Source organism: Blautia sp. JLR.GB0024 (genome assembly GCF_037000545.1).
GTDB lineage: Bacteria > Bacillota > Clostridia > Lachnospirales > Lachnospiraceae > Blautia > Blautia celeris.
Map to the genome: position 1 here is coordinate 1 of NZ_JBANBF010000004.1, position 22,100 is coordinate 22,100.

At 44.5% G+C, this 22,100-nt stretch carries 23 protein-coding genes; 22 read left to right on the forward strand and 1 reads right to left on the reverse strand.

The window, feature by feature from the left end:
- The 17 genes from V8Q34_RS10750 to V8Q34_RS10830 all read left to right on the forward strand — a co-directional run.
- On the forward strand, positions 1 to 1,410 hold a 1,410-nt coding region (locus V8Q34_RS10750), incomplete at its 5' end, for an ATP-binding protein (RefSeq protein ID WP_335835402.1).
- A 145-nt stretch (positions 1,411 to 1,555) separates the two neighbouring features.
- Positions 1,556 to 2,026 carry a MarR family winged helix-turn-helix transcriptional regulator gene (locus tag V8Q34_RS10755; RefSeq protein ID WP_335835403.1) on the forward strand — a complete coding sequence of 157 codons (471 nt, stop codon included), beginning with the start codon at positions 1,556 to 1,558 and terminating at the stop codon, positions 2,024 to 2,026.
- The gene (locus V8Q34_RS10760) at positions 2,023 to 2,208 is read left to right on the forward strand and encodes a cysteine-rich KTR domain-containing protein (RefSeq protein WP_033139363.1); all 186 of its coding nucleotides are present in this window, start codon (positions 2,023 to 2,025) and stop codon (positions 2,206 to 2,208) included. The genes V8Q34_RS10755 and V8Q34_RS10760 overlap by 4 nt, the downstream gene beginning before the upstream one ends.
- Positions 2,209 to 2,302: 94 nt before the next feature.
- Positions 2,303 to 4,030: an ABC transporter ATP-binding protein gene (locus V8Q34_RS10765; RefSeq protein ID WP_335835404.1), complete on the forward strand. Its 1,728-nt coding sequence runs from the start codon at positions 2,303 to 2,305 to the stop codon at positions 4,028 to 4,030.
- Positions 4,027 to 5,880: an ABC transporter ATP-binding protein gene (locus V8Q34_RS10770; protein WP_103731791.1), complete on the forward strand. Its 1,854-nt coding sequence runs from the start codon at positions 4,027 to 4,029 to the stop codon at positions 5,878 to 5,880. The genes V8Q34_RS10765 and V8Q34_RS10770 overlap by 4 nt, the downstream gene beginning before the upstream one ends.
- 106 nt (positions 5,881 to 5,986) lie before the next feature.
- Positions 5,987 to 6,655, forward strand: coding sequence for a putative ABC transporter permease (locus V8Q34_RS10775; protein WP_227242607.1), 669 nt, complete (start codon positions 5,987 to 5,989; stop codon positions 6,653 to 6,655).
- Positions 6,652 to 7,737 carry a sporulation integral membrane protein YtvI gene (gene ytvI / locus V8Q34_RS10780; RefSeq protein ID WP_158587217.1) on the forward strand — a complete coding sequence of 362 codons (1,086 nt, stop codon included), beginning with the start codon at positions 6,652 to 6,654 and terminating at the stop codon, positions 7,735 to 7,737. Before V8Q34_RS10775 ends, ytvI begins: the two co-directional genes overlap by 4 nt.
- 22 nt (positions 7,738 to 7,759) lie before the next feature.
- A complete protein-coding gene (locus V8Q34_RS10785) occupies positions 7,760 to 8,395 on the forward strand; it encodes a cytidylate kinase-like family protein (protein ID WP_033139366.1) in 636 nt (211 codons plus the stop codon).
- Complete coding sequence (locus V8Q34_RS10790) at positions 8,376 to 9,707, forward strand: MATE family efflux transporter (protein WP_335835405.1); 1,332 nt, start codon at positions 8,376 to 8,378, stop codon at positions 9,705 to 9,707. Before V8Q34_RS10785 ends, V8Q34_RS10790 begins: the two co-directional genes overlap by 20 nt.
- Positions 9,708 to 9,727: 20 nt before the next feature.
- Positions 9,728 to 9,934, forward strand: a complete 207-nt coding sequence (locus tag V8Q34_RS10795) for a hypothetical protein (RefSeq protein WP_335835406.1) — start codon at positions 9,728 to 9,730, stop codon at positions 9,932 to 9,934.
- Positions 9,935 to 10,009: 75 nt separating this feature from the next.
- A complete protein-coding gene (locus tag V8Q34_RS10800; protein WP_156120799.1) occupies positions 10,010 to 10,153 on the forward strand; it encodes a hypothetical protein in 144 nt (47 codons plus the stop codon).
- An 87-nt stretch (positions 10,154 to 10,240) separates the two neighbouring features.
- Positions 10,241 to 11,278, forward strand: coding sequence for a phosphotransferase family protein (locus V8Q34_RS10805; RefSeq protein WP_335835407.1), 1,038 nt, complete (start codon positions 10,241 to 10,243; stop codon positions 11,276 to 11,278).
- A 123-nt stretch (positions 11,279 to 11,401) separates the two neighbouring features.
- Positions 11,402 to 11,782 (forward strand): hypothetical protein, encoded by a 381-nt coding sequence (locus tag V8Q34_RS10810; RefSeq protein ID WP_033139369.1) that lies wholly within the window; start codon positions 11,402 to 11,404, stop codon positions 11,780 to 11,782.
- Positions 11,783 to 11,875: 93 nt separating this feature from the next.
- On the forward strand, positions 11,876 to 12,460 hold the full coding sequence (locus V8Q34_RS10815; protein WP_033139370.1) for a TVP38/TMEM64 family protein: 585 nt from the start codon (positions 11,876 to 11,878) through the stop codon (positions 12,458 to 12,460).
- Positions 12,461 to 12,480: 20 nt separating this feature from the next.
- A complete protein-coding gene (locus V8Q34_RS10820) occupies positions 12,481 to 13,125 on the forward strand; it encodes a CDP-alcohol phosphatidyltransferase family protein (protein WP_103731795.1) in 645 nt (214 codons plus the stop codon).
- A gap of 57 nt (positions 13,126 to 13,182) precedes the next feature.
- The gene (locus V8Q34_RS10825; RefSeq protein ID WP_335835408.1) at positions 13,183 to 13,893 is read left to right on the forward strand and encodes a response regulator transcription factor; all 711 of its coding nucleotides are present in this window, start codon (positions 13,183 to 13,185) and stop codon (positions 13,891 to 13,893) included.
- Positions 13,874 to 15,244, forward strand: a complete 1,371-nt coding sequence (locus tag V8Q34_RS10830; protein ID WP_335835409.1) for a sensor histidine kinase — start codon at positions 13,874 to 13,876, stop codon at positions 15,242 to 15,244. The genes V8Q34_RS10825 and V8Q34_RS10830 overlap by 20 nt, the downstream gene beginning before the upstream one ends.
- An 870-nt stretch (positions 15,245 to 16,114) precedes the next feature.
- Here the strand turns inward: V8Q34_RS10830 and V8Q34_RS10835 are convergent.
- Positions 16,115 to 16,837 (reverse strand): FadR/GntR family transcriptional regulator, encoded by a 723-nt coding sequence (locus V8Q34_RS10835; protein WP_335835410.1) that lies wholly within the window; start codon positions 16,835 to 16,837, stop codon positions 16,115 to 16,117.
- Positions 16,838 to 17,184: 347 nt separating this feature from the next.
- On the opposite strand from V8Q34_RS10835, the gene V8Q34_RS10840 reads away from it, so the two are divergent.
- From V8Q34_RS10840 to V8Q34_RS10860, 5 genes are read left to right on the forward strand one after another with little or no spacing between them, the layout of a single operon-like run.
- Positions 17,185 to 18,015 carry a transketolase gene (locus tag V8Q34_RS10840; RefSeq protein ID WP_335835411.1) on the forward strand — a complete coding sequence of 277 codons (831 nt, stop codon included), beginning with the start codon at positions 17,185 to 17,187 and terminating at the stop codon, positions 18,013 to 18,015.
- Positions 18,012 to 18,959, forward strand: a complete 948-nt coding sequence (locus V8Q34_RS10845) for a transketolase family protein (RefSeq protein WP_335835412.1) — start codon at positions 18,012 to 18,014, stop codon at positions 18,957 to 18,959. Before V8Q34_RS10840 ends, V8Q34_RS10845 begins: the two co-directional genes overlap by 4 nt.
- A complete protein-coding gene (locus tag V8Q34_RS10850; RefSeq protein ID WP_335835413.1) occupies positions 18,956 to 19,849 on the forward strand; it encodes an NAD(P)-dependent oxidoreductase in 894 nt (297 codons plus the stop codon). The genes V8Q34_RS10845 and V8Q34_RS10850 overlap by 4 nt, the downstream gene beginning before the upstream one ends.
- 15 nt (positions 19,850 to 19,864) lie before the next feature.
- Positions 19,865 to 20,869 carry a 2-keto-3-deoxygluconate permease gene (locus V8Q34_RS10855; RefSeq protein WP_335835414.1) on the forward strand — a complete coding sequence of 335 codons (1,005 nt, stop codon included), beginning with the start codon at positions 19,865 to 19,867 and terminating at the stop codon, positions 20,867 to 20,869.
- Positions 20,859 to 22,088 carry an amidohydrolase family protein gene (locus V8Q34_RS10860; protein WP_335835415.1) on the forward strand — a complete coding sequence of 410 codons (1,230 nt, stop codon included), beginning with the start codon at positions 20,859 to 20,861 and terminating at the stop codon, positions 22,086 to 22,088. The genes V8Q34_RS10855 and V8Q34_RS10860 overlap by 11 nt, the downstream gene beginning before the upstream one ends.
- The last annotated feature ends 12 nt before the right edge of the window (positions 22,089 to 22,100 follow it).

The window sequence follows — 22,100 nt, forward strand, 5'->3', positions numbered from 1 at the left end:
TATGATACATTATCCGGCTTTTCCAATCAGGACAGCGGAGGTATCCTGATTTTCGGTCTTGATGAGAGAGCGGCATTCCGGGCGGTAGGCGTATATGACCTGCATGATCTGCAGAAGAAGGTGACAGAGCAGTGCAATCAGATGGAGCCGCCGGTCCGCGCTGTATTTACATTTGCGGAATACGAAGGTGTAAACATATGTTCCGCAGAGATTCCTGCCATTGACCTTGCAGAACGTCCCTGTTACTATAAGGGCGCCGGTAAAGTAAAAGGCGCATATATACGGGTTGGAGATGCGGACCTTCCCATGACGGACTATGAGATCTACAGCTATGAGGCATACCGTAAGCACGTGCATGATGATGAGCGTACTGTGGAGAGAATCCCGGTTTCCATGCTGGAACAGACAAGGCTGGAACGTTTTTTGAACGATAAGAAGGCAGAGCGTCCGCAGTTTTCTCTCCTTCAGGAGTCACAGATGCTGGAGATGCTCAATGTGACCAGAGGAGGCATTCCCACTCTGGCCGGGATTATGAATTTTTGCATCTATCCTCAGGGTATATTTCCTCAGTACAGCATAACCGCGGTCGTGGTACCGGGCTATGGGATTGGGGACGTGGGTGAAGACCTGGAGCGCTTCATGGACAACAGGAGAATCTGCGGAACAATCTCCGAGATGGTGGAGGAGGCTGTGGGTTTCTGTAAGCGCAACATGAAAGTAAAGACCATCATTGACCCGGATACCGGCAGGCGGAGGGATAAGGCCGAATATCCTCTGAACGCAGTCAGGGAAGCTGTTTTAAATGCCCTGATCCACAGAGATTACAGTGAGCATACAGAGGGGACTCCGGTGCAGATCGACTTTTTTAAAGACCGCCTGGAGATCCATAGCCCGGGAAACCTGTACGGCAGGATGACAGTAGAGCAGCTTGGCGTGGCCCGGCCTGACCTGCGCAATCCGGCCCTGGCAGTCATGGCGGAGAGCCTGACCGGAGCGGAGAACCGTTATTCCGGTATCCCCACGATCCGCAAGGAAATGGCAGATGCCGGTCTGCCTGACCCGGTCTTTGAGAACCGGCGCAATGAATTTGTTGTGACTCTCTATAACGGTACTGTCAGCTACCGCAGTGTGTCATCAAAACCTTCGGTAGTCATGGAAAGTGCATTGTATGCTGTGAACGGCCCGGATACGGAAGAGATGCCGGGGGAGAAAAGCGTACAGGATTTACTGAAATTCTGCGCACAGCCAAGGTCAAAGACAGAGATCGCAGAGTTTATGGGCGTGAAAACTTTGTATTATGCCATGAAAAAATATGTGAATCCGCTTTTGAGAAGCGGGAAGCTGGTCATGACTCTGCCGGAGAAGCCACAGAGTAAGCTGCAGAAGTATTATGCGGCGGGGAGGGGATGAACCTCCAGAGCCGCATCTATGCAGATACAAATAAAAAATATTATAAATATTCTAAAGCTTTTATGAAACCTATTGACAAAATCCCGTTTCGGACTTATGATTATTAAAATCCGAAACGGGATTTTGAGCTGTAAAGGAGGAAAAAATGAAAAACAATGCGAAAGAACAATTGGCAGCTTTAAATCAGCTTGACAGAAAGCAGGGAGAATTATACCATCGCTTTGCTGTCCGCTTGGGGATTTCTGATACAGCATTTTGGGTTTTATACAGCCTTTGCGAATCAGATGAGATTTATACACAAAACAGTCTTGCAGAGTTGTGGTGCATTCCGAAACAGACAATCAACTCAGCGATCAATGTCCTTGTAAAAGCCGGCTATGTACAGCTTGCCCCGATACAGAAAGCGCGTAACAGCAAATCTATTCATTTAACAGAAAAGGGAAGTGAATTTTGCAGGGAAATGATCCTGCCGTTGTTTATTGCTGAGCAGAAAGCATTTTCAAGGTTGTCAGAGACAGAACGGGATACGGCAGTTGCCCTTTCTGAAAAGCATCACCTATTCCTCAAGGAGGAGCTGGGGCATCTGTTGGAATGCGGAAAAGGGGGATCGGAATGAGAGAGCAGTGGCTTCTATGCCCCTTTTGTAAAAGTAAAACAAGATTAAAGATACAGGAAAATACAGTGCTGCAGAATTTTCCTCTATTTTGTCCGAAGTGTAAGCAGGAAGCCCTGATTACCGTGAAGCAATTTAAAATGTCTATTATCAAAGAGCCAGACGCGAAGACGCAGAGCCGATAACTACGATTTTTATTCGTGGTTATCGGCTCCTTTTTATTTATGACAATAGAAAATTCGCTGGGGCGTGCTTTCTATTGACGAACAGGAGGTTACAATGAAGAAACTATTATATTTTTTGAGGCCGTATAAAAATAAACTCCTGCTTATGATAGGATTGCTGTTTATACAGGTCATGGGAACCCTATATATCCCGACACTCACCGCAGATATTGTAAATAACGGCATTGTGACAGGGGATCTGGATCATGTGTGGAAAACAGGCGGGTTTATGCTGCTGACCGCTGTGGTCACTGCGGTATTTTCCGTTCTCGGGACATATACATCCACATATATATCCACCGGCATGGGGTGTGATATCCGTGGGGCCTTATTCCGGAGAGCACAGGAGTTTTCTATCAATGACTTTAACAGGTTCGGCGCGGCATCCTTGATCACACGGAGCACCAATGATGTGACACAGATACAGGTGGCCTTCTCCATTATTGTTGAAATGCTGCTTCCTGCCCCATTTATGACGATTGCCGGATTGATCCTGGCATTTTCAAAAAACAGGCTGCTGGCATTCACGATTCTTGGCTTTATGATAGCGATCATTGTTTTTGTTGTCATGATGGGTAAAAAAGTCATCCCTATATTTGACAGTCTGCAGGTCCTGCTGGATAAGATCAACCGGACTGTCAGAGAAAGTATTATCGGGGTCAGGGTGATTCGTGCTTTTAACCGCACCGGATATGAAAAAATGCGCACGGATAAAACTTTCCAGGAGTATGCCGCAACAGCTATTAAAGCAAATAAGATATTTGCAGTCATGATACCATTCGTCATGGTGCTTATGAATGTCTGTACACTGGTGATCATCTGGGTCGGCGGCAGTCAGGTGGCGAGAGGCGGTATGGAGATCGGAGATATTATGGCGATCATTGAATATGCTATGCTGACACTTATGTATCTGCTGATGGGAGTTGCCGTATTTATCTTCATTCCCCGCGCCCAGATCTGTGCGAACCGTATCACTGAGGTATTGGAAAACAGACCGGAGCCGGCAGCAAGTATTATGCAGATTAGCGAGGGAGAAGCAGACGCGGCTGTGGAATTCAGAAATGTGACATTCCGTTACGCGGGAGCAGAGGAAGTGGTACTGCAGGATATAAACTTCACTGTAGAAAAAGGAAAGACAACAGCAGTTATAGGCAGTACCGGTTCGGGAAAATCTACGATCGCCTGCCTTCTGATGCGGTTTTATGATATTGAGAACGGGAATATTTTGATCGACGGAAAAGATGTGCGTGAATATCCGCAGGAGGAGCTGCGTGACAAAATCGGTTACGTGCCGCAGAAAGCCTTTCTTTTCAGCGGGACGATCGCGGATAATCTGCGTCATGGAAAAAAAGACGCAACAGAAAAGGAAATGTACCATGCTGTGAAGACCGCTCAGATCGACGACTTTATCACAAATCTGGAAAAAGGGTTGGAATCTCCGGTCTCTCAGGCTGGGAGTAACTTTTCCGGAGGGCAGAAGCAGCGGCTTTCTATTGCAAGAGCACTCATAAGGAAACCGGAGATTTTTATTTTTGATGACAGTTTTTCAGCGTTGGATTTTAAAACGGATGCCCGTCTGCGTAAGGCACTGAAACAGGATGTATCAGAAAGTGCGGTCATCATTGTGGCCCAGCGGATCAGTACGATCCTGGATGCCGATCAGATCATTGTGTTGGATGAAGGAAAGATCGTCGGCAAGGGTACACATAAAGAATTACTTGAGAACTGCCCGGTTTATCAGCAGATAGCCAGGTCACAGATGAGTGAGGAGGAATTGGCATGATAGAAGAAAAAGGAGCTATGGACGTACAGAACAATACCGATTCCCTGGGAGAAGGAATGACAGCAGACCGTGCGCAAAATATCAAGGGTACATTAAAACGTTTCTTCAAGGATTTGATGAAGCAGAAGGGAAAGATTATTTTCACATTTATCTGTCTGGCTGTTTCCGCTGTGTGTACGATTTTAACACCGACACTGATCGGCCGGGCGATTAACCGGATTTTTGACGGAGTGCAGAATGCAAGGGCCATTGGCGGGATATTTACTGTAAACCTTATATCCATGGGCAACATTATGTTCGTCATCCTGGTATTGTATCTGCTTGGGGCGCTTTTTAACTACATTCCACAGTATATTTTAGCCGGCGTATCGCAAAAACTGACACTCTCTCTGCGGGAATCCATAAGCGGGAAACTGAACCGGCTTCCGCTTCGGTATTATGACACGCACAAAAAAGGCGATATTCTGAGCCGTGTGACCAGTGACCTTGAAAAAGTGGCGGATACACTGCAGGAAGGGCTGACACAGTTTATCTCTGCGGTGATCACGATCACCGGCGCATTCGTAATGATGCTTTCGATCAGTCCTTCTTTAACACTGGTTGCATTACTCACCATAATTGTGAGCATGACGGCTGCCGTTTTGATCTCCATGAAGACAAACCGCTATTACGCAAAAAATCAGTCCGCACTTGGGGAATTGAATGCCAATATCGAGGAATCTTTTACAGGCAACAGCCTGATCAAGGCATTTAATCTGCAGGAAGAGATGATAAAGAACAATGATGAGCTGAATGAAAAATTGAGGAAGACTTCTTTGAACGCGCAATTTATTACCTATGCCATCAACCCTCTGATCCGCCTGTTGGGACAGATTGGTTATGTGGTCATAGCTGTCCGCGGAGCCATGTCCGTGATCAGCGGCACAATCTCTATTGGTGAAGTACAGGCTATTTTCCAATATATAAACCAGATATCCGAACCGGTCACGGAGATGTCCTATACACTCAACAGCCTGCAGGCAGCAATCGCTTCCGTAGAGCGGGTTTATCAGATCGAAGACGAGCTGGAGGAATTACCGGATGCAACCAACGAGGTCTTGCTTCCGACCCCCCGGGGAAATGTTTCTTTTGAGCAGGTACGGTTTGGATACAGCGATGACAAAATCCTGATGGAAAATATTGATTTCCGGATACAGGCAGGCAGTCAGATTGCTGTTGTGGGACCGACGGGAGCTGGAAAAACAACGCTTGTCAATCTGCTGATGCGGTTCTATGAATTGCAGGGCGGCAGGATCACCATTGATGGTGTCAACATCAGGGACATGAACCGAAAAGAGCTGCGTTCTATTCTTGGAATGGTATTGCAGGATACCTGGCTGTTTAATGGCACGATCGCCGAGAATATAGCCTATGGATATGAGGATGCTTCGATGGAAGAAATCATAGGGGCTGCGAAGGCGGCCAGAATCGATCATTTTATCCGTACTCTGCCCCAGGGATATCAGACCATTTTAGATGATGAACTGACGGGCATCTCTGTGGGCCAGAAACAGCTGATGACAATTGCAAGGGTGATTCTTGCCAACCCGGCCATTTTAATTTTGGATGAAGCAACATCCAGCGTGGATACACGGACAGAGGTTGAGATCCAGAAAGCCATGAATCATCTGATGAAAGGGCGGACCAGCTTTGTCATTGCACACCGCTTGTCCACTATCCGGGATGCGGACCTTATTTTAGTGATGCGGGAAGGAACGATCATCGAGCAGGGCACCCATGAGGAGCTGCTCGCCCGCAATGGCTTTTACGCTGAACTGTATCAAAGTCAGTTTGCCGCACAATCCGTTTAGGAGCTTTGGATAGGTGATGATGCGCATATACAGAAAATATATCCGAGCATGATGGCTGCCCGTCAGGCGGACAGAGGGTACAAAAAACAGGAAAGGAGGCGTTTTGATGAAGCAGAATACCATGACAAAACCTATTGCTTATGAGAATATGTTTTGGCTGTTTATGATCGGCAGTGTCTTAGGCGTGATTCTGGAAGGTATCTGGTGTCTGATCCGGACGGGACATTGGGAGACCCATGTGGTTTCCATGTGGGGACCGTTTTGTATTATCTATGGTTTTGGAGCAGTCGGGCTTTATCTGGGATCTGTCCGGTTAAAAAATAAAAGCCGGATAACGCAGTTTCTGGTATTTTCCCTGATTGCCGCTGTGTTTGAGTATGCCTGCAGCTGGGTTCTGGAATATTGGCTCCATATGAAAGCCTGGGATTACAGCAGGCATTTTCTGAATATCGAAGGCCGGGTAAGTCTTAAAATGACTGTTTTGTGGGGGGCACTGGGAATTGTTTTCTCACGATGGTTAGTGCCGGTGATCGATAAGATGTTTGACAGGATGCAGGCGAAATTTTGGAAAGCGGCCTGTATCTTCATGAGTGTATTTATGGCTGTTAATCTTTCCCTGACAGCCATGTGCCTGGTCCGCTGGAGAGACCGCCATGAAGGGATAACGCCAAAAAACCGTGTGGAACGGGTTATTGATGAGACATATGATGACAATAAAATGGAAAAAAGATTTTGCGAATGGAGCTTTATGGACGGAAAGGAGCGTGCTTATTGAAAGAACAGAGGAATGACCGTCAGCAGACGGAACAACAGCGGGGGTTCATAACGAAATTCGTTTATTGGGCAATCATAGCCATAATTACATACGGTATCATAAAATATGCATTACCCGTTTTATCCCCGTTTTTGATCGCGGGAATCATAGCCTGTATTTTAAACCGCCCGATCTGTATGCTGTCAGAAAAAACGCATCTGAAAAGACCCTTTATCTGCATTCCTGTTGTGGTACTGTTTTTCATAATCATAGGGATTTTGTTTGGAGCCGCAGGAGGTAAAATTGTGGAGGGAATGAAAGAAACTGCAGACGCTCTGCCATCGCTGTTTACGGAAGTCGTTTTTCCGTTTTTAGAGGCCGCAGCAGATAAACTGGATGGACTGCTGGCAGTGCCTGGTCCGGATGCAGGAGAGATTTTTTCTGTCCTTATGCAGTCAATGGGAAAAGGGATCACGGCTGCATCGGGTTTTCTTTTTAAAATGATTACGGGAGCTGCATCTGTAATCCCATCCTTATTTTTAAAGACGATCATAACGATCATTGCCACTGTTTTCCTTACGATTGATTTTGAAAGGATAAAAACATTTATCATACGCCAGATTCCGGACAGCAAACGTCAGGTTTTCAAAGAGGCACGTTCTTTTTTTGGCGGAACGATTTTAAAATGCCTGGTCTCTTATATAGCAATCTTTGGCATTACTTTTCTGGAGCTTGCGTTGGGATTTACGTTTCTGAGAATCCCACATGCCATTCTGCTTGCCGCACTGGTTGCCGTTGTGGATATTTTACCGGTTTTAGGAACAGGGACTGTACTGCTGCCGTGGGGAGTTCTTTCATTGGTCATGGGGGATTATGGAATCGGAACAGGTATCCTTCTACTCTATCTCGTTATAGCTATCGTAAGAAATACCATAGAGCCAAAACTTGTGGGAAAACAGATGGGTCTGCATCCTATGGTTACCTTTGCAGGTATGCTGCTCGGTTTAAAATATTTCGGATTTTTAGGTATGCTTGGTGTACCGCTGTTTTTTGCATTTTTATACCGGTTAAATGAAAAAGGGATGATTGCTTTTATTAAATAAACTGAACACAGGAGGAAATAATATGAAAACAATAACAGTGAGCCGTGAGTTTGGAAGCGGCGGCAGGGAACTGGGAAAACGTTTGGCAGATGTTCTCGGTGTCGCTTATTATGACAAAGAGATCATCAGCAAAATTGCGGAAAACCTTAAGCTGGATGAACAGTATATCGAAAACCATCTGGAAAGAGATTTTACTGTGAACTTTCCGTATACCTTTCGGTGTAGTTTCAGCACACCGTTTTATGCCATGAATCAGGTAGTGGATATGCTGGTAGAACAGCACAAAATTATCCGTACCCTTGCAAAAAGGGAAGACTGCGTGATCGTAGGCAGAGGCGCAGACGCTGTACTTCATGATATGGGGCCATACAACATTTTTGTATATGCGGATATGGCTGCAAAAAAGGAACGCTGCCGGAATCGGGCATCTCCGGGCGAAACACTGTCTGAGCGCGAACTTGAACGCAGGATCAGGCAGATAGATAAAGCCCGGGCGGCAAGCTATGACCTTGTTTCCGGGTACCCGTGGGGGGATAAGAGAGCTTATCATCTCTGTGTCAATACCACTGGTCTTGATATCCCCCAAATTGTGCCGCACTTGGCGGCTTTTGTAAAAATCTGGTTTGAAAGGAAAGATCATGGCGATTCAATTATCTGATCATTTTGATTATAAAAAATTATTTAAATTTGTATTTCCATCTATCATTATGATGGTATTTACCTCTATTTACGGTGTGGTGGACGGTCTGTTTGTATCCAATTTTGTCGGAAAGACTGCTTTTGCCGCTATAAATCTGATCATGCCGGTTGATATGATCTTTGGTGGTGTCGGTTTTATGCTGGGGACAGGCGGAAGCGCTCTGGTTGCCAAAACACTGGGAGAACAAAAACGGGAAAAAGCAAACCGTTATTTTACCATGATGGTCTGGATAACAGTCATCTCAGGCGCTGTTCTCTCCATAATCGGAATCGCAGTCATGCGTCCGGTAGCAGTCTGGTTAGGGGCAGACGGAGGCATGCTTCCCAATTGTGTACTCTACGGCAGGATCATGATGGGCTTCAGCATTTCCTTTATGCTCCAGAACGCGCTTCAGGGATTTCTGATCACGGCGGAGAAACCAAATCTCGGTCTGGCGGCGACCGTAGCGGCAGGTGTGACCAATATGGCATTGGATGCCCTGTTTATCGTTGGTTTCAAATGGGGAGTAGCAGGTGCGGCTATTGCCACAGGGCTGAGTCAATGTGTGGGGGGCCTGATCCCACTCATTTATTTCCTGCGGCCCAATACCAGCCTTCTCCGCCTGACAAGAACCAAGTTGGAGGCAGTTCCTATCGTCAAAGCCTGTGCGAACGGCGCATCCGAAATGGTATCGAGTGTTACTTCATCCGTCGTGGGTATCTTCTATAATTTTCAGCTGCTGAAATATGCCGGAGAAAATGGCGTCGCCGCTTACGGTGTTCTCATGTATGTTCAATTTATTTTTGCCGCTGTCTTTATTGGATATTCTATGGGATGCGCGCCGGTCATCAGCTATCACTATGGCGCTGATAACCATGCAGAACTAAAGAATCTGTTCCGAAAAAGCATCATCCTGATGGGGGCGATTGGCGGAGGTATGGTCGTGGCGGCGCAGATTTTTGCCCTTCCGCTTTCCGATATCTTTGTGGGATACGATATGACACTCTTTAAGATGACGGTTCATGCCCTTCGGATTTCCACCATATCATTTCTGATCGTGGGATTTAATATTTTTGCGTCTTCCTTCTTTACTGCCCTCAACAACGGTGGTGTGTCGGCAGCGATTTCTTTCCTGCGGACATTTATCTTCAAGCTTGCCGCGGTATTGTTTCTGCCTGTTTTACTTGGTCTGGACGGCATATGGTGGGCGGATGTCACAGCGGAAATTTTTGCGTTTGTAATCTCACTTTTCTTTTTGATCAGGGAAAGAAAGAAATACCATTATATGTAATAGCAGAAAGGATGTTTATCATGAAAAAGAGTACCAAAATGTTATTGATCGGAGCAGGGATCACCGCTCTTGGATTTGCCGCCTATTCATTTTTTAAAGAGTTGGTTTCAGACACAGTGGAGAACGAAGATCTTGACTGGGTAAATGCCACAGCAGAAGCAGCCGGACAGTCGAAGGCAGGTCAGGAATATTATTCCTATCACTCCGGGTTAAAGAGAAGCGAATGAGGATGGAGGTAACGTTTAAAGTTTGAAATCCTATGGATGCAGCAAGTGACTATGCAAAGCAGCGGAGGTGTTGTTATGAAGTTTGTTGACAATAAGAAAAAGTACAGTTTGTTAAAGTTGGGTGCTGTAGTAATTGCTGCACTTGTAATATTAGATATAATCGGCAGGAAATATGAAAAAAGATATTTTACAGTGCCGATAAAACTGAGGATCAAATAAAGAAGAGAGGGTGCAGCATCTGTATCAGGATTAAGCCGATCATGCATGGGTTTAAAAGGGATAAAATAAGTTGGAGGTTGAAGATTAGTGAAGACTGTGACGAAGAACGTATTCACAAGAGAGCAGATTCGCAGACTGGTCAATAAGCATTTTCCCGGTGCGGAGATCACTTCAGTCAGGACATTAAAAGGCGGTACATTTAATACCCTTTATCAGATCGAAGGAACCGGCGGCCTTGAAAAAGGAGTGGTCTTAAAAACAAGCCCCATAGAATCTGTTGGGGTTCCGAATCATGAGAAGGATATTTTGCGTGCTGAGATCTATGCCTATCAATTATTGAAACATGTGAAAATCCCGATTCCAAAGATATATGTCTACGACTTTTCCAGGAAAGTTATTCCCTGTGATTATTTTATTATGGAACGGATAAAAGGAAAGTCCTGGTATGAACTCTGGCCCGGGAAAAATCCGGAACTTATGAGGGCACTTGGACGTTACACAGCGAGAATACATAGTGTGGAATATGATTGGTTCGGAGATATAAACCATGCTTTTGCAGGACGCTTCTCTACATGGGGCAAGGCTTTTACCTTTATGGTAGATGATGTTTTGTACGAGATCAGTAAGCAGGGGGGAAAACTGCCCTACAAGGAAATAAGGTCAGCAATATATTCCAGAAGGGAATTGTTAGATACGGTAAAAACCCCCGTGTTAGTGAATTTCGATATGTGGGCAGGAAACGTGTTTCTGAGTCAAAAGCGGACGTCTTCCATTTCCGCGATCATTGATTTTGAACGAAGCTTTTTTGGTGATCCATTGGCTGCTTTTGTATCTGCTTTGTTTATATACGATGATGTGGAAAAAGAGACGGATTTTATAGCTGGCTACAATGAGGTGAGCAAACGACCGCTCATCCTTACATCCGGGGACCGTGAAAAGATGATCCTGTATGAAATGCTGCTGTATCTTCGCAGTTACTGCGAAACCCAGCGTTATAATTTCTGGATGCGTAACATCCAGCGATTGAGTATCCAATCATTAATTCTATATGATTTGCGAAGACTGAAGAAATTATCTATGAAAAATCAGAGAACAGTTTCAAATCATAAAAACCATATTCAATGATAAATGTAACTTTAGATTTATTAAGAAGTTTTTTAGGAATGGTTAAGATTTTTTGATGATACTTAAGATAGTAACGAAACACAGTTACATATCAAAAAATCCAATGCGAAAGGAGCAAAACAAATGAATGACAGCAAAAAAGCAAGGAATGGAATCTTAAAGAGAGGACTTGTACTCAGTGTAGTATGTATCATGGCACTTGGTATGGTAGCCTGCGGGGGAAAGGATAAAAATGCAGCACCCCCTCAGCCGGGAGTAAAGAACGAGTCCGCCCAGCCGGAGACAAAGAACAGGTCCAATTCGTCTGCTGACGAAAAGGAACAGGATAGCAAGAAAACACCACAGAAAAAAAACAGTACCGGTGTACAGAAGGACAGGGAGAAAGATACTGAAACAAAGAAAAAAACACAGTCAAAACAAGATAAGGATAAAAAGAATAGCGATACGAAAAAATCGAACATAGCAAATAAAAATGATTCTGTAAAGGACAAAAGTAATAATTAAAAGGAAACATGATGGGCTGTACAGGAGTGTACAGCCCATTTCATCCTTAATACATTGAGAAAGAAATATCCAAAATGGAGGTGATGCACAAAAATGAATATAGATGATTCAAGCGGTAAGAAGAAATGGATAACCGCTTTTCTGCTCCTGATGTGTCTGGCTTTCTGTGCCGCCCTTTTTAAAGCTTATCTGGACGGCAGGTTTCATTCTGTAGAAACGCTGCAGCGGTATATTGCAGGTTTTGGGCTTCTGGGTCCCGTTATATTGACCGGGATCCAGGCGGTACAGGTGGTGCTGCCAGTATTGCCCGGATTCTTGGGGTGTATTGTAGGAGCTGTTCTTTTTGGATGGATGGGAGGGTTCTGGTGTAACTATATCGGAATATCCGCAGGTTCTGTCATCGCTTTCTGGCTGGCCAGAAAATATGGCAAAGATTTGGTTTCCCGGATGTTTCCCGGAAAACGATATGAAAAATGGGCCACTTGGGCAGCGGAGAGCAGATTCTATACAATTGTGCTGTTTCTCGGTATGGTACTGCCATTATTTCCAGATGATTTTTTTTGTTATTTTACCGGTATAACAAGAATGACTGCCCGCAAATTTACTGCGATTATCATATTTGGCAAGCCGTGGTGTATCCTGGCATATAGTCTGATATTCTCAACGGTTGTATCATAAGGAATGAAAGAGGTGGAAAAATGGAGGAAAAGAAACGGTTATGCGGCTATTATAATTATACAGTCGTGTTGACCTATCTGGGAATGCTGATAGGATTTGTAGGTATTACGTATACGATGGAAGGGGCATACAGGCAGGCAGTCCTCTGTCTTATGACCGCGGGGGTATGCGACATGTTTGACGGTACAGTGGCAGCTACAAAGCAAAGGAGTGTCAGAGAGAAAAGGTTCGGAATTCAGATTGATTCCTTGAGCGACCTGATCTGTTTTGGGGTGCTTCCTGCATTATTTACGTATAACATCAGCGGGAAGAGGTATTCCGGCCTGTTGGCAGGGTGCCTTTATTTGTTATGTGCATTGATACGGCTGGCTTATTTTAATGTCCTGGAGGAAGAAAGGCAGCAGGGAGAAACCGAAAAACGTCAGTGGTATCTGGGACTTCCTGTGACCTCCTCTGCATTGATCCTGCCGGCTTTTTATGCCATGGAGAATGGCAGGGGACCGGCTGCAGGAGGAATGGTCATAACAATTTCGATGCTGATGGCAGCTGCATTTGTGCTTCCGATAAAGATTAAAAAACCATATCTTTTTGGTAAAATAGGGCTTGTTACTGCAGGATTGATTGAATTTATTGTATTGCTGATGGGATTGGGAATGGAAGTATAAAATAAAAGAATAAATTCTCATTAAAAATGGGTATCCGCAGTTGGAAAGGAGCAAAGTATGGACAGGGAGCAGGTTTTAATTGTAGAAGATGAGGCCGATATTCGTGAAGGAGTACGTATTCTTTTGGAAAGTGAGAACTATGAAGTGAAGGAGGCGGCGAGCGGAAGACAGGGGCTGGAGATCTTAAATGACAAGACAGATTTGGTCATTTTGGATGTCATGATGCCGGGAATGTCAGGAATATATACATGCAGAGAAATACGAAAGGTTTCCAATGTTCCGATTCTTTTTTTGACAGCAAAGGTTCAGGAATCTGATAAGCTGATCGGGCTGATGGCGGGTGGGGATGATTATCTGCCTAAACCCTTTTCCTACGCAGAGCTCCTGGGAAGGATAAAAGCTCTACTGCGCAGATATAAGGTGTACATGGGAAAGAACGCGGGAGGTGATGCCGAAACCTATCTGGAAATGGGCGGTATACGGATACATCAATCATTTAATGAGGTTTATGTAAAGGGAGAAGAAAAGGAGATAACAGATATTGAGTATCACATCCTGCTGCTGCTGATGCAGTATCCGGGGAAGATATTCTCGGCGCAGAATCTTTATGAAAGTGTGTGGCAGGAACCATATTTTTACTCTTGTAACAGTACCATCATGGTGCATATTCGGAATCTAAGGGTAAAGATAGAGCCGGATCCTAAAAATCCAAGATATATACGTACTGAATGGGGAAAGGGGTATAAGTTTGACGCAGGCAGTGAATAAAAAAGATTCTATCTATTTCCAGCTTCTGCGGCTTTTGGTTTTTTCAGCAATCGCGGCAGGACTTGTTTTTTGGGTGATGAATTATTCGATGGAATATGTGATTAATTGCTATTATGATCATACCGGATATGAAAGACAGCAGGATGAAAACTATATCAGAAAACTACAGCAGTATATTGAACGGAATCAGCTTACATCAAGAGATGCGGAGTCACTGGATTCATGGGTGAAAAAGCAGAGAATCCTTACCATAAGGATTTATAAGGACGGTATTCAGGTATTTGATTCAGAGTATCCCCAGCAGGAATTATGGGAAGAGGAAATTGCCGCCGGTGATTATGAATGGGAGAACTATTATTCGGTAAAATTTGTTGATGGGGAAGCACAGGTATACATTTTGGGGTTATATGCATATCAGTTTTACAATTATGCATTGATCATAGAGATCATGTTTTCCTTTATCTTGTTTTTAATATTGGTTCTTTTGGGAATCCGCAGGAAAATGAATTATATTTTAAAGTTAAGTGAAGAGATTGAACTACTGGAAGGCGGGAGCCTGGACTATAAGATTACGGTAAAAGGAAAAGACGAGCTTACTGCGCTGGCGGAGGGCCTGGACAATATGCGTTTATCTTTTCGCAGCCTGATTAAACGGGAAGCGGATATCGTGCGGGAAAATCAAAAGGTGATTACGGAGATGTCTCATGACATCAGGACACCGGTCACCTCTATTATGTTATATACTGAAATTATAAAGACAGGAAAATATAAAGATGAAGTGCATTTAAAAGAATATATAGAGAAGATAGACAAGAAAGCACATAGAATGAAACAGCTTACAGAACATCTATATGAATATACGCTGGTAACCGGAACAACGGAAATGGTGTTGGAGGAACCGGAATATTATGAAGTCCTGTTTTATGACTTGTTCTCGGAAACTTGCAGCTATCTTCGACAGAAGGGATTTACTATAGAGTTCAGTATGGAGTGGGTAGATAAGAAACTTAGGATTTGTACGGATTATATATGGCGTATCATGGATAATATATCATCAAATATTATAAAATATGCCGATCCCCAAAAAGCAGTTGAGATATGCTCTGTCTGCAATGGGAACAAAATCGGATTCTCTTTCAGAAATGCGGTAAAACAGTTGGAGGAAGCAGTGGAAAGCACCCACGTAGGAATACCGAGCGTTAAGAATATGATGGAAAAGATGAATGGGATCTGTGAAGTCAGACAGGACAAGGAATATTTTTATATCGCAATTATTTTCCCTGAAGCTGCTTCATATTCTGAAGAAGATCATAAGCGGAATGTAACAAAAGAATATATGGAAAGTGAATAAACAGGAACAGAATATGAAAGAAAAAATGTTAGGACTGCCAATGGAATTATATCATAATAAAAGGCTTATTTTGTCATTATCCAGAAATGATTTTAAGACAAAGTATGCAGGTTTTTTTCAGAATGCACTGTATGGCAGATTGAATGCATTGATGGAGTATAATTATCTGGTTAAGAAAGTGGTTTTCAAAATCAGTATTCTGCACATATACACCTACTCTTCATACACTGCAGATTTTTTATTATACTGGCTGCACGTTTGTTTTTACATTAGCTCTTGTATATGCACCAGTGCTATTGTGGCTTTTTTCCGGGATTCCTCATCTATATAGTTTTGGTGAATGTACCTACTGTTTCAAGCAGTAATCTATGCGGTAGCGGTCCCAGTATTTGTCACACTTTCTGTAATCCCGCCCCGGCTAGACTCTTCTTCCTGTTCGTGGCATTTATTACAATAGTTCAGCAGAAAGCGGAGCCGAAAATCTTTGGGATTGAGAACCAGATAGTCCGATTTCACTGGTGTCTGATAGAGTGATAGATGAACCATTGGGGCACACGCGAATGTGCTGGTACATAAGGAACATGCCTATATTTTCTATTTTACGCATCCGGAGACATGGGATTTTAACCAGTGAACGGGATTATATAGAAATTGATTTACAAAAATGAAGTGAATACATGCAGGGAAAATAGAAATTTGATAAAAACAGATGCCAAAAGCTTTTTAGAAAAGCTTTGGACATCTGTTTTTCAGTCAAGTGATTATTTATACATACATCTAAGTATAAAATAGTTTAAGCACAGGCAGATTTCACTGCATCAGAATTTAGTCTTACACGCAAGGCATGTGGAATTTAGTTTTTTATTTAAGTTATTTATAAATATCCTTCCAATAAAAATAACTGTTCTGGATCGCTTTATATAACTGCGCAATGTCTCCGCTGTCTAACTTCTCCAACAGATCATAATGGGTGTCAATGAGATACTGCCGCTGTCCGTCCGTTATCACCTTTTCCACCGTTTTTAACCGGGAATGATAAGTCAGCTTTGTGATCATATCATTTTCCAGGACGATCAATTTATTGCCTGTCATTTCAGCCAGTGCAGTATGAAAATCAATGTCTTTGTCAATAATTTGTTTGTAATCAACAGGCTCTGCTTTGATCGCGCTTTCCAAATCTGCGGCGATACGGTGAAGCTGGTCTTTCTGGTCCGAAGTCAGTCCTTTTTCTGCCAGAAGCAGAAAAATTCCATTCTCAAATACTTTTCTTAAATCTATCAGTTCTTCGTAGGAATCCTCCTTTTGCAGGATTAATCCGTACAGCATGGGATTAATGCCCTGCGGTTTAAAAGTATCGCATACAAATGTCCCGTTGGGGCGGCGTACTTCCAGAATGCCGTATGCGGTCAGGGTGCGGATCGCTTCCCGCACGGTATTTCTGCCGACTCCGAAGTTGGCGGCCAGTTCAGGTTCCGGAGGGATTCGTTCCCCGGGTTTCAGTGTACCGTCAATGATCGCCTGGGTCAGGCGGTCTATTAAAATATCAACGGCAGATTTTACTGAAATGGGGTCCATGTAATTGGAATGATTCATAAGGTGATATTCCTTTCTTTATTTTCTATTCTTAACGTCACATGATAGAACATATACTCAGTTTACATGATTTTAGGGCAAATTTCAAGAAACATCTATCCACATGCTTTTGACGTTTATTGCTTGTTCCATGATTGGCAGAACATTTTATGATAAAACATCTTCCGGGATTGTCACATCTTCACAGTAATCGTTGACTAATCTGCACAAATTCTTAAGTAGAAAATTATTAGAAATATACAAAAAGAAAAAAGTAGGAAAAAAATAATTGATATTTATGAAAAGTATTGTATAATGAACCTATCGACACATCATAGGATGATAGAACAAAGGCGGGAGGAAATAGAATGAAAACGGTAAATGAGTTAAAAGAACAGGCAAAAGAACTTCGTAAAACGGCACTGACTATGATATACCAGGCACAGTCAGGACATCCGGGAGGTTCCATGTCCGCTGCGGATATCGTGACGGCTTTATACTTCAGGGAGATGAGGATAGACCCGGGTAATCCGAAATGGGAAGACAGGGACAGAATGGTACTCTCCAAAGGTCATGTATGCCCGATCCTGTATTCAGCACTGGCGCTGAAGGGATATTTTGATAAGGAGGTACTTTCCACTTTAAGGAGACAGGGGTCGATTCTTCAGGGACATCCTGATATGAAAAAGTGTCCCGGAATTGATATCAGTACAGGTTCTCTGGGACAGGGGATTTCCTGTGCGGCAGGAATGGCTCTTGCGGCAAAACGTGACCATAAGGATTACAGGGTTTTCGTACTGGTCGGAGATGGAGAGTGCAATGAGGGCCAGGTCTGGGAAGCAGCGGAGGCAGCAGCCAAATATGAACTGGACAATATGATTGTATTTGTTGACAACAACCGGCTGCAGAATGACGGGAGCTGCGCAGACATTATGCCGACACAGAATTTAAAAGACAAATTCCAGGCATTTGGATTTGAGGCTTACCGTATCAACGGTCATTCTATGGAAGAGATTGTAGCCACCCTTGATCTGATAAAAAACAGAAAAAACGGAAAGCCTAAAGCCATCGTCTGCGATACTGTAAAAGGAAAAGGCATTTCCTTTATGGAAAATGTACCTTCCTGGCACGGAGTCGCACCAAACGATGAGGAATATAAAAAAGCAATGGAAGAATTAGAAAGGGGATTAGAGGCATGAACGGAAAAGCTTTAAGAGAGGCATTTGGAGATGAGATGCTGGAATTAGGGAAAGAGAATAAGGATATCTATATCGTGGACGCAGATGTGGGAAAATCCTGTAAGACACTGGCATTCGCCTCAGCATATCCTGATCAGCATGTAAATGTGGGAATCGCCGAACAGAATGCCTGCGGAATGGCGGCGGGACTTGCGACCACAGGTAAGATACCATTTATCAGTACATACGCAGTCTTTGGTTCCATGAGAATGGTAGAACAGATCAGGCAGGAAATCTGTTATCCGAAACAGAACGTTAAGATCGCCTGCTCTCACGGAGGACTCACTCCGGCCAATGACGGAGCCAGCCATCAGTCCATTGAGGATATGGGGATTTTAAGAACACTTCCGAATATGACGGTCATCATGGGAGCAGACTACTATGCTGCCAGAAAGCTGATCAGACAGGCAGCCGAGTATGAGGGACCTGTATATCTGAGGTTTACCAGGGATGCTATTCCTTTCGTTTATGATGAAAGTGTAGAATTGACCATCGGAAAAGCCCATCGCATCCAGGACGGAAAAGATGTGGCGGTCATTGCCAATGGGGATACGGTCTGTATCGCGAAAAGAGCAGCGGAGGTACTGAACGAAAAAGGTTACAGCGTCAGGCTGCTGGATATGCACACTATTAAGCCCTTGGATACAGAGGCAGTGAAGGATTGTATTGATACTATCGGAAAAATTGTTACTGTGGAAGACCACAATATCATCAATGGATTAGGCAGCGCCGTATGCGAGGTAGTCGCAGAAGCGGGAAAGGGGATTGTAAAACGAATTGGTGTACAGGACTGCTTTGGACAGTCAGCACCCTACGAAAACCTGCTGGAGATGAACGGCATAACCGTTGAGGAGATTGTAAGATCCTGTGAAGAACTGTGCGGCAAAAAGGGGGAAGACAGATGAAAATAGGTTTTGTCGGCCTGGGAAATATGGGCTATAATATGGTTAACAATCTGCTGAAAAAGGGTTTTGAGGTATATACATACGATGTATTTGAGGAGGCTGTAAAGCGCACGGAGGCCATTGGGGCAAAGGGGGTCTCCTGTCTGGGAGAACTGGGCCGGAAAGCGGATGTTATCCTGGTGATGGTCATGAATTTCCAGCAGGTGCAGAGTGTTGTTCTTGGGGAAGACGGACTGATCGCAGCAATGGATGCGGACAAGGTACTCGTGGTATCCAGCACCATCTCCCCGGCCCAGACCAGGGAAATCGCAGAAACCGCATTGGCAAAAGGCATACATTATGTGGATTGTCCGGTAAGCGGCGGGAAATCAGGAGCCGTAGAAGGGACACTGACCATGATGGCAGCCTGTGAGGAAGAGGTTTTTGGGAGAATCCGGGAAGTCCTTTTTGCCATGGGAAGCAACACGTATTATGTAAGTAATATCATTGGCAACGGGCAGGTTATGAAAAGCATCAATCAGGTGATGATCGCAACGGGAATGACCATTGTTTCCGAAGCTGTGACCATGGCGGTAAAATCCGGTCTGAAACCGGAAATGATATATGAAGTGATTTCAAAATGCACAGGCTGCAATGATGTTTTCCGGGACAAGCTGCCGCTGATCATGGAACGTGATTTTACCCCGAGAGGGCCGGTGGACATCTTTATTAAGGATTTGTCCATAGCACTGGATATAGGCAAAGAAGTAAAATCCCCCATGTTTGTCAGTGCCCTGGTAAAACAGATTTTTACCTGGTCCAGTGCGTGCGGATATGGGCAGGACGATCTGGGAGCCTTGATCTGTGCATATGAAGATTGTGCAAAAATAAAAGTGGAAAAAAGAAAGTGATAACAGGGAGGACTTATGGATATTAAAGTAGTAAAACTAATGAATCGAATACCCGGAGGGATTATGGTCATTCCGCTTCTGGCGGGGGCGCTGCTGAACACCTTTCTGCCGGGCACATTGACGATAGGGGGATTTACAACCGGGCTTCTCAAGGAAGGAACCTCCTGTCTGATGGGATTGTTTCTGATTTGCTGCGGCGCATCGATCAGTTTTAAACAGGTGGGGGCTCCGCTCTATAAAGGCGCGTTACTGACAGTCCTGAAGCTGATCATCGGAATCGTGATCGGATGGGGGGTCCAGTATATTTTTGGAAGCAAGGGTATTTTCGGAATTACACCTGTAGCCTTGATCGCAGTGTTGACCAATTCCTCCGGTTCTATTTACGCCACTCTGGCAGACCGGTTTGGAGATTCTACGGATGTAGGTGCTGTATCTGTACTATCCATAAATGACGGACCTTTTCTCACAATGGTGGCACTTGGCGCCACCGGAATGTCGGACATTCCGTTTATGGCGCTGCTTGCAACTGTTCTTCCTATTATCATAGGAATTGTATGGGGAAATCTTGATAAAGAGTTCAGGGAACTGTGCAGCAAAGCACTGCCTTTGATCATTATCTTCCTTTCATTTGTACTGGGAGCAGGTATGAGCTTTGTGACTGTTATCCAGGCCGGTGCATCAGGAATTATTCTGGGAGCGATCGTACTTATCTTTTCCGGTCTGTTGCTCAATGTCCTGTATTGTCTCATTCTGCGAAAAAGAACGGCTGTGGGCGCAGCCGCGGGAACGGCTGCCGGCAATTCGGTGGCAACCCCGGCAGCTATCGCTGAGGCAGATCCGGGATTTGCACCATATGCAGCTGTTGCAACGGCACAGTGTTCTGCAGCATGTGTTATGACAGCAATTTTATGTCCGGTCATGGTTGCCCTGCTGGATAAAAGGATCAAGAAAAGACAGGCAGCCGGCCAAAATATAAAGGAAGAGAACAGGATAGGAGGAAAAGAAGTTCATGAAGAATAATAGAACTATTTTAAAAAATGTAAATGTGTTTGACGGTATATCAGATGAGGTACAGGAAAACTGTATGGTGGTGATCGAGAATGGCCTGATCAGGGAAATTCTAAAAAAAGACTGTGAAAACGTTGAGAACGCCAAAGTGATCGACCTGAAAGGATATACGGTTTCACCGGGCTTTATTGACTGCCATATGCATATGCTGTTGGAGGAAGTCACGGATAAAGAAGTATCTCTGGCAACGACCTCACCGGGAGGGGAGCGTCTGGACACGGCGCAGGCTGCCGTTGCATATCTGGGAGCTTATAACTGCAGAAGAATGCTGGAGGCCGGTTTTACGACCGTGATCGACGGCGGCGGCAACAATTATATTGAATGTGCGCTGAAAGAGGCCATTAACAAAGGATATCTCGACGGACCGGATTTATATATAGCGGGAAAGCAGATCACCACCAACAAGGCGCATTTTGTAGGGTTTTCCATGGAACCTTACGGTCCTTACGGCATGCGGAAGGCGGTGCGTGACCTAATGTACCACAGCGTAGATCACATTAAACTCCAGCTCAGTCCTCCAATCCGCATGATCGGAAGAAATTCACAGGCCTGTGATTTTACGGTGGAAGAAATAGAAGCCGCCATCGACGAGGCACATAATTACATGACACCGGTCCACGCCCATCTGAGAGGATCTGAGGCTATCAAGAGATTCCTCCGGGCAGACGGAGATTTGGTAGTGCACGGTACGGATATTGATGAGGAAGGCATTGAATTGATGCTGAAGAAGGACCGTTATCTTCTGGCAACCTTATTATCTCCTACGCCGACGCCATCCAAAGAGCTTGTGGCGGCAAAAAGTAAAAGTGTGCTGGATCTGCTGGCTTCCACTGCAGAGCGTCATTGGAGAAGTGTTAAGAATGCATACAAAGCAGGCGTGAAGATCGCATTTTCCACAGATGCGGGTACTCTCGGTATTGCACCGGGTACTAATGCGCTGGAATTTATGAACCTCCAGAAGATTGGTATGAGCAATGCGGAGGCATTAAAAGCAGCCACATCCGTAGCCGCTGCGGCAATCGGACATGGAGATACAGTGGGCAGGCTCGTACCGGGTTACAGAGCCAATCTGGCTGTCATGGACGGAAACCCGCTGGCAGATCTGACGGCTGTCCAAAGAGTTGTCATGACATTCAAGGATGGAAAAATAGTAAACGATAAAAGGGAGTAACAGGAGGTCATT

Coding starts and splice junctions, on each gene's coding strand:
- V8Q34_RS10850 (WP_335835413.1), top strand. CDS start 18,956: ATGAAAATAGGTTTTGTCGGCCTGGGAAATATGGGCTATAATATGGTT.
- V8Q34_RS10860 (WP_335835415.1), top strand. CDS start 20,859: ATGAAGAATAATAGAACTATTTTAAAAAATGTAAATGTGTTTGACGGT.
- V8Q34_RS10835 (WP_335835410.1), bottom strand. CDS start 16,837: ATGAATCATTCCAATTACATGGACCCCATTTCAGTAAAATCTGCCGTT.
- V8Q34_RS10810 (WP_033139369.1), top strand. CDS start 11,402: ATGAATGACAGCAAAAAAGCAAGGAATGGAATCTTAAAGAGAGGACTT.
- V8Q34_RS10845 (WP_335835412.1), top strand. CDS start 18,012: ATGAACGGAAAAGCTTTAAGAGAGGCATTTGGAGATGAGATGCTGGAA.
- V8Q34_RS10840 (WP_335835411.1), top strand. CDS start 17,185: ATGAAAACGGTAAATGAGTTAAAAGAACAGGCAAAAGAACTTCGTAAA.
- V8Q34_RS10795 (WP_335835406.1), top strand. CDS start 9,728: ATGAAAAAGAGTACCAAAATGTTATTGATCGGAGCAGGGATCACCGCT.
- V8Q34_RS10770 (WP_103731791.1), top strand. CDS start 4,027: ATGATAGAAGAAAAAGGAGCTATGGACGTACAGAACAATACCGATTCC.
- V8Q34_RS10760 (WP_033139363.1), top strand. CDS start 2,023: ATGAGAGAGCAGTGGCTTCTATGCCCCTTTTGTAAAAGTAAAACAAGA.
- V8Q34_RS10800 (WP_156120799.1), top strand. CDS start 10,010: ATGAAGTTTGTTGACAATAAGAAAAAGTACAGTTTGTTAAAGTTGGGT.
- V8Q34_RS10790 (WP_335835405.1), top strand. CDS start 8,376: ATGGCGATTCAATTATCTGATCATTTTGATTATAAAAAATTATTTAAA.
- V8Q34_RS10820 (WP_103731795.1), top strand. CDS start 12,481: ATGGAGGAAAAGAAACGGTTATGCGGCTATTATAATTATACAGTCGTG.
- V8Q34_RS10755 (WP_335835403.1), top strand. CDS start 1,556: ATGAAAAACAATGCGAAAGAACAATTGGCAGCTTTAAATCAGCTTGAC.
- V8Q34_RS10775 (WP_227242607.1), top strand. CDS start 5,987: ATGAAGCAGAATACCATGACAAAACCTATTGCTTATGAGAATATGTTT.
- V8Q34_RS10785 (WP_033139366.1), top strand. CDS start 7,760: ATGAAAACAATAACAGTGAGCCGTGAGTTTGGAAGCGGCGGCAGGGAA.
- V8Q34_RS10855 (WP_335835414.1), top strand. CDS start 19,865: ATGGATATTAAAGTAGTAAAACTAATGAATCGAATACCCGGAGGGATT.
- V8Q34_RS10765 (WP_335835404.1), top strand. CDS start 2,303: ATGAAGAAACTATTATATTTTTTGAGGCCGTATAAAAATAAACTCCTG.
- V8Q34_RS10815 (WP_033139370.1), top strand. CDS start 11,876: ATGAATATAGATGATTCAAGCGGTAAGAAGAAATGGATAACCGCTTTT.
- V8Q34_RS10825 (WP_335835408.1), top strand. CDS start 13,183: ATGGACAGGGAGCAGGTTTTAATTGTAGAAGATGAGGCCGATATTCGT.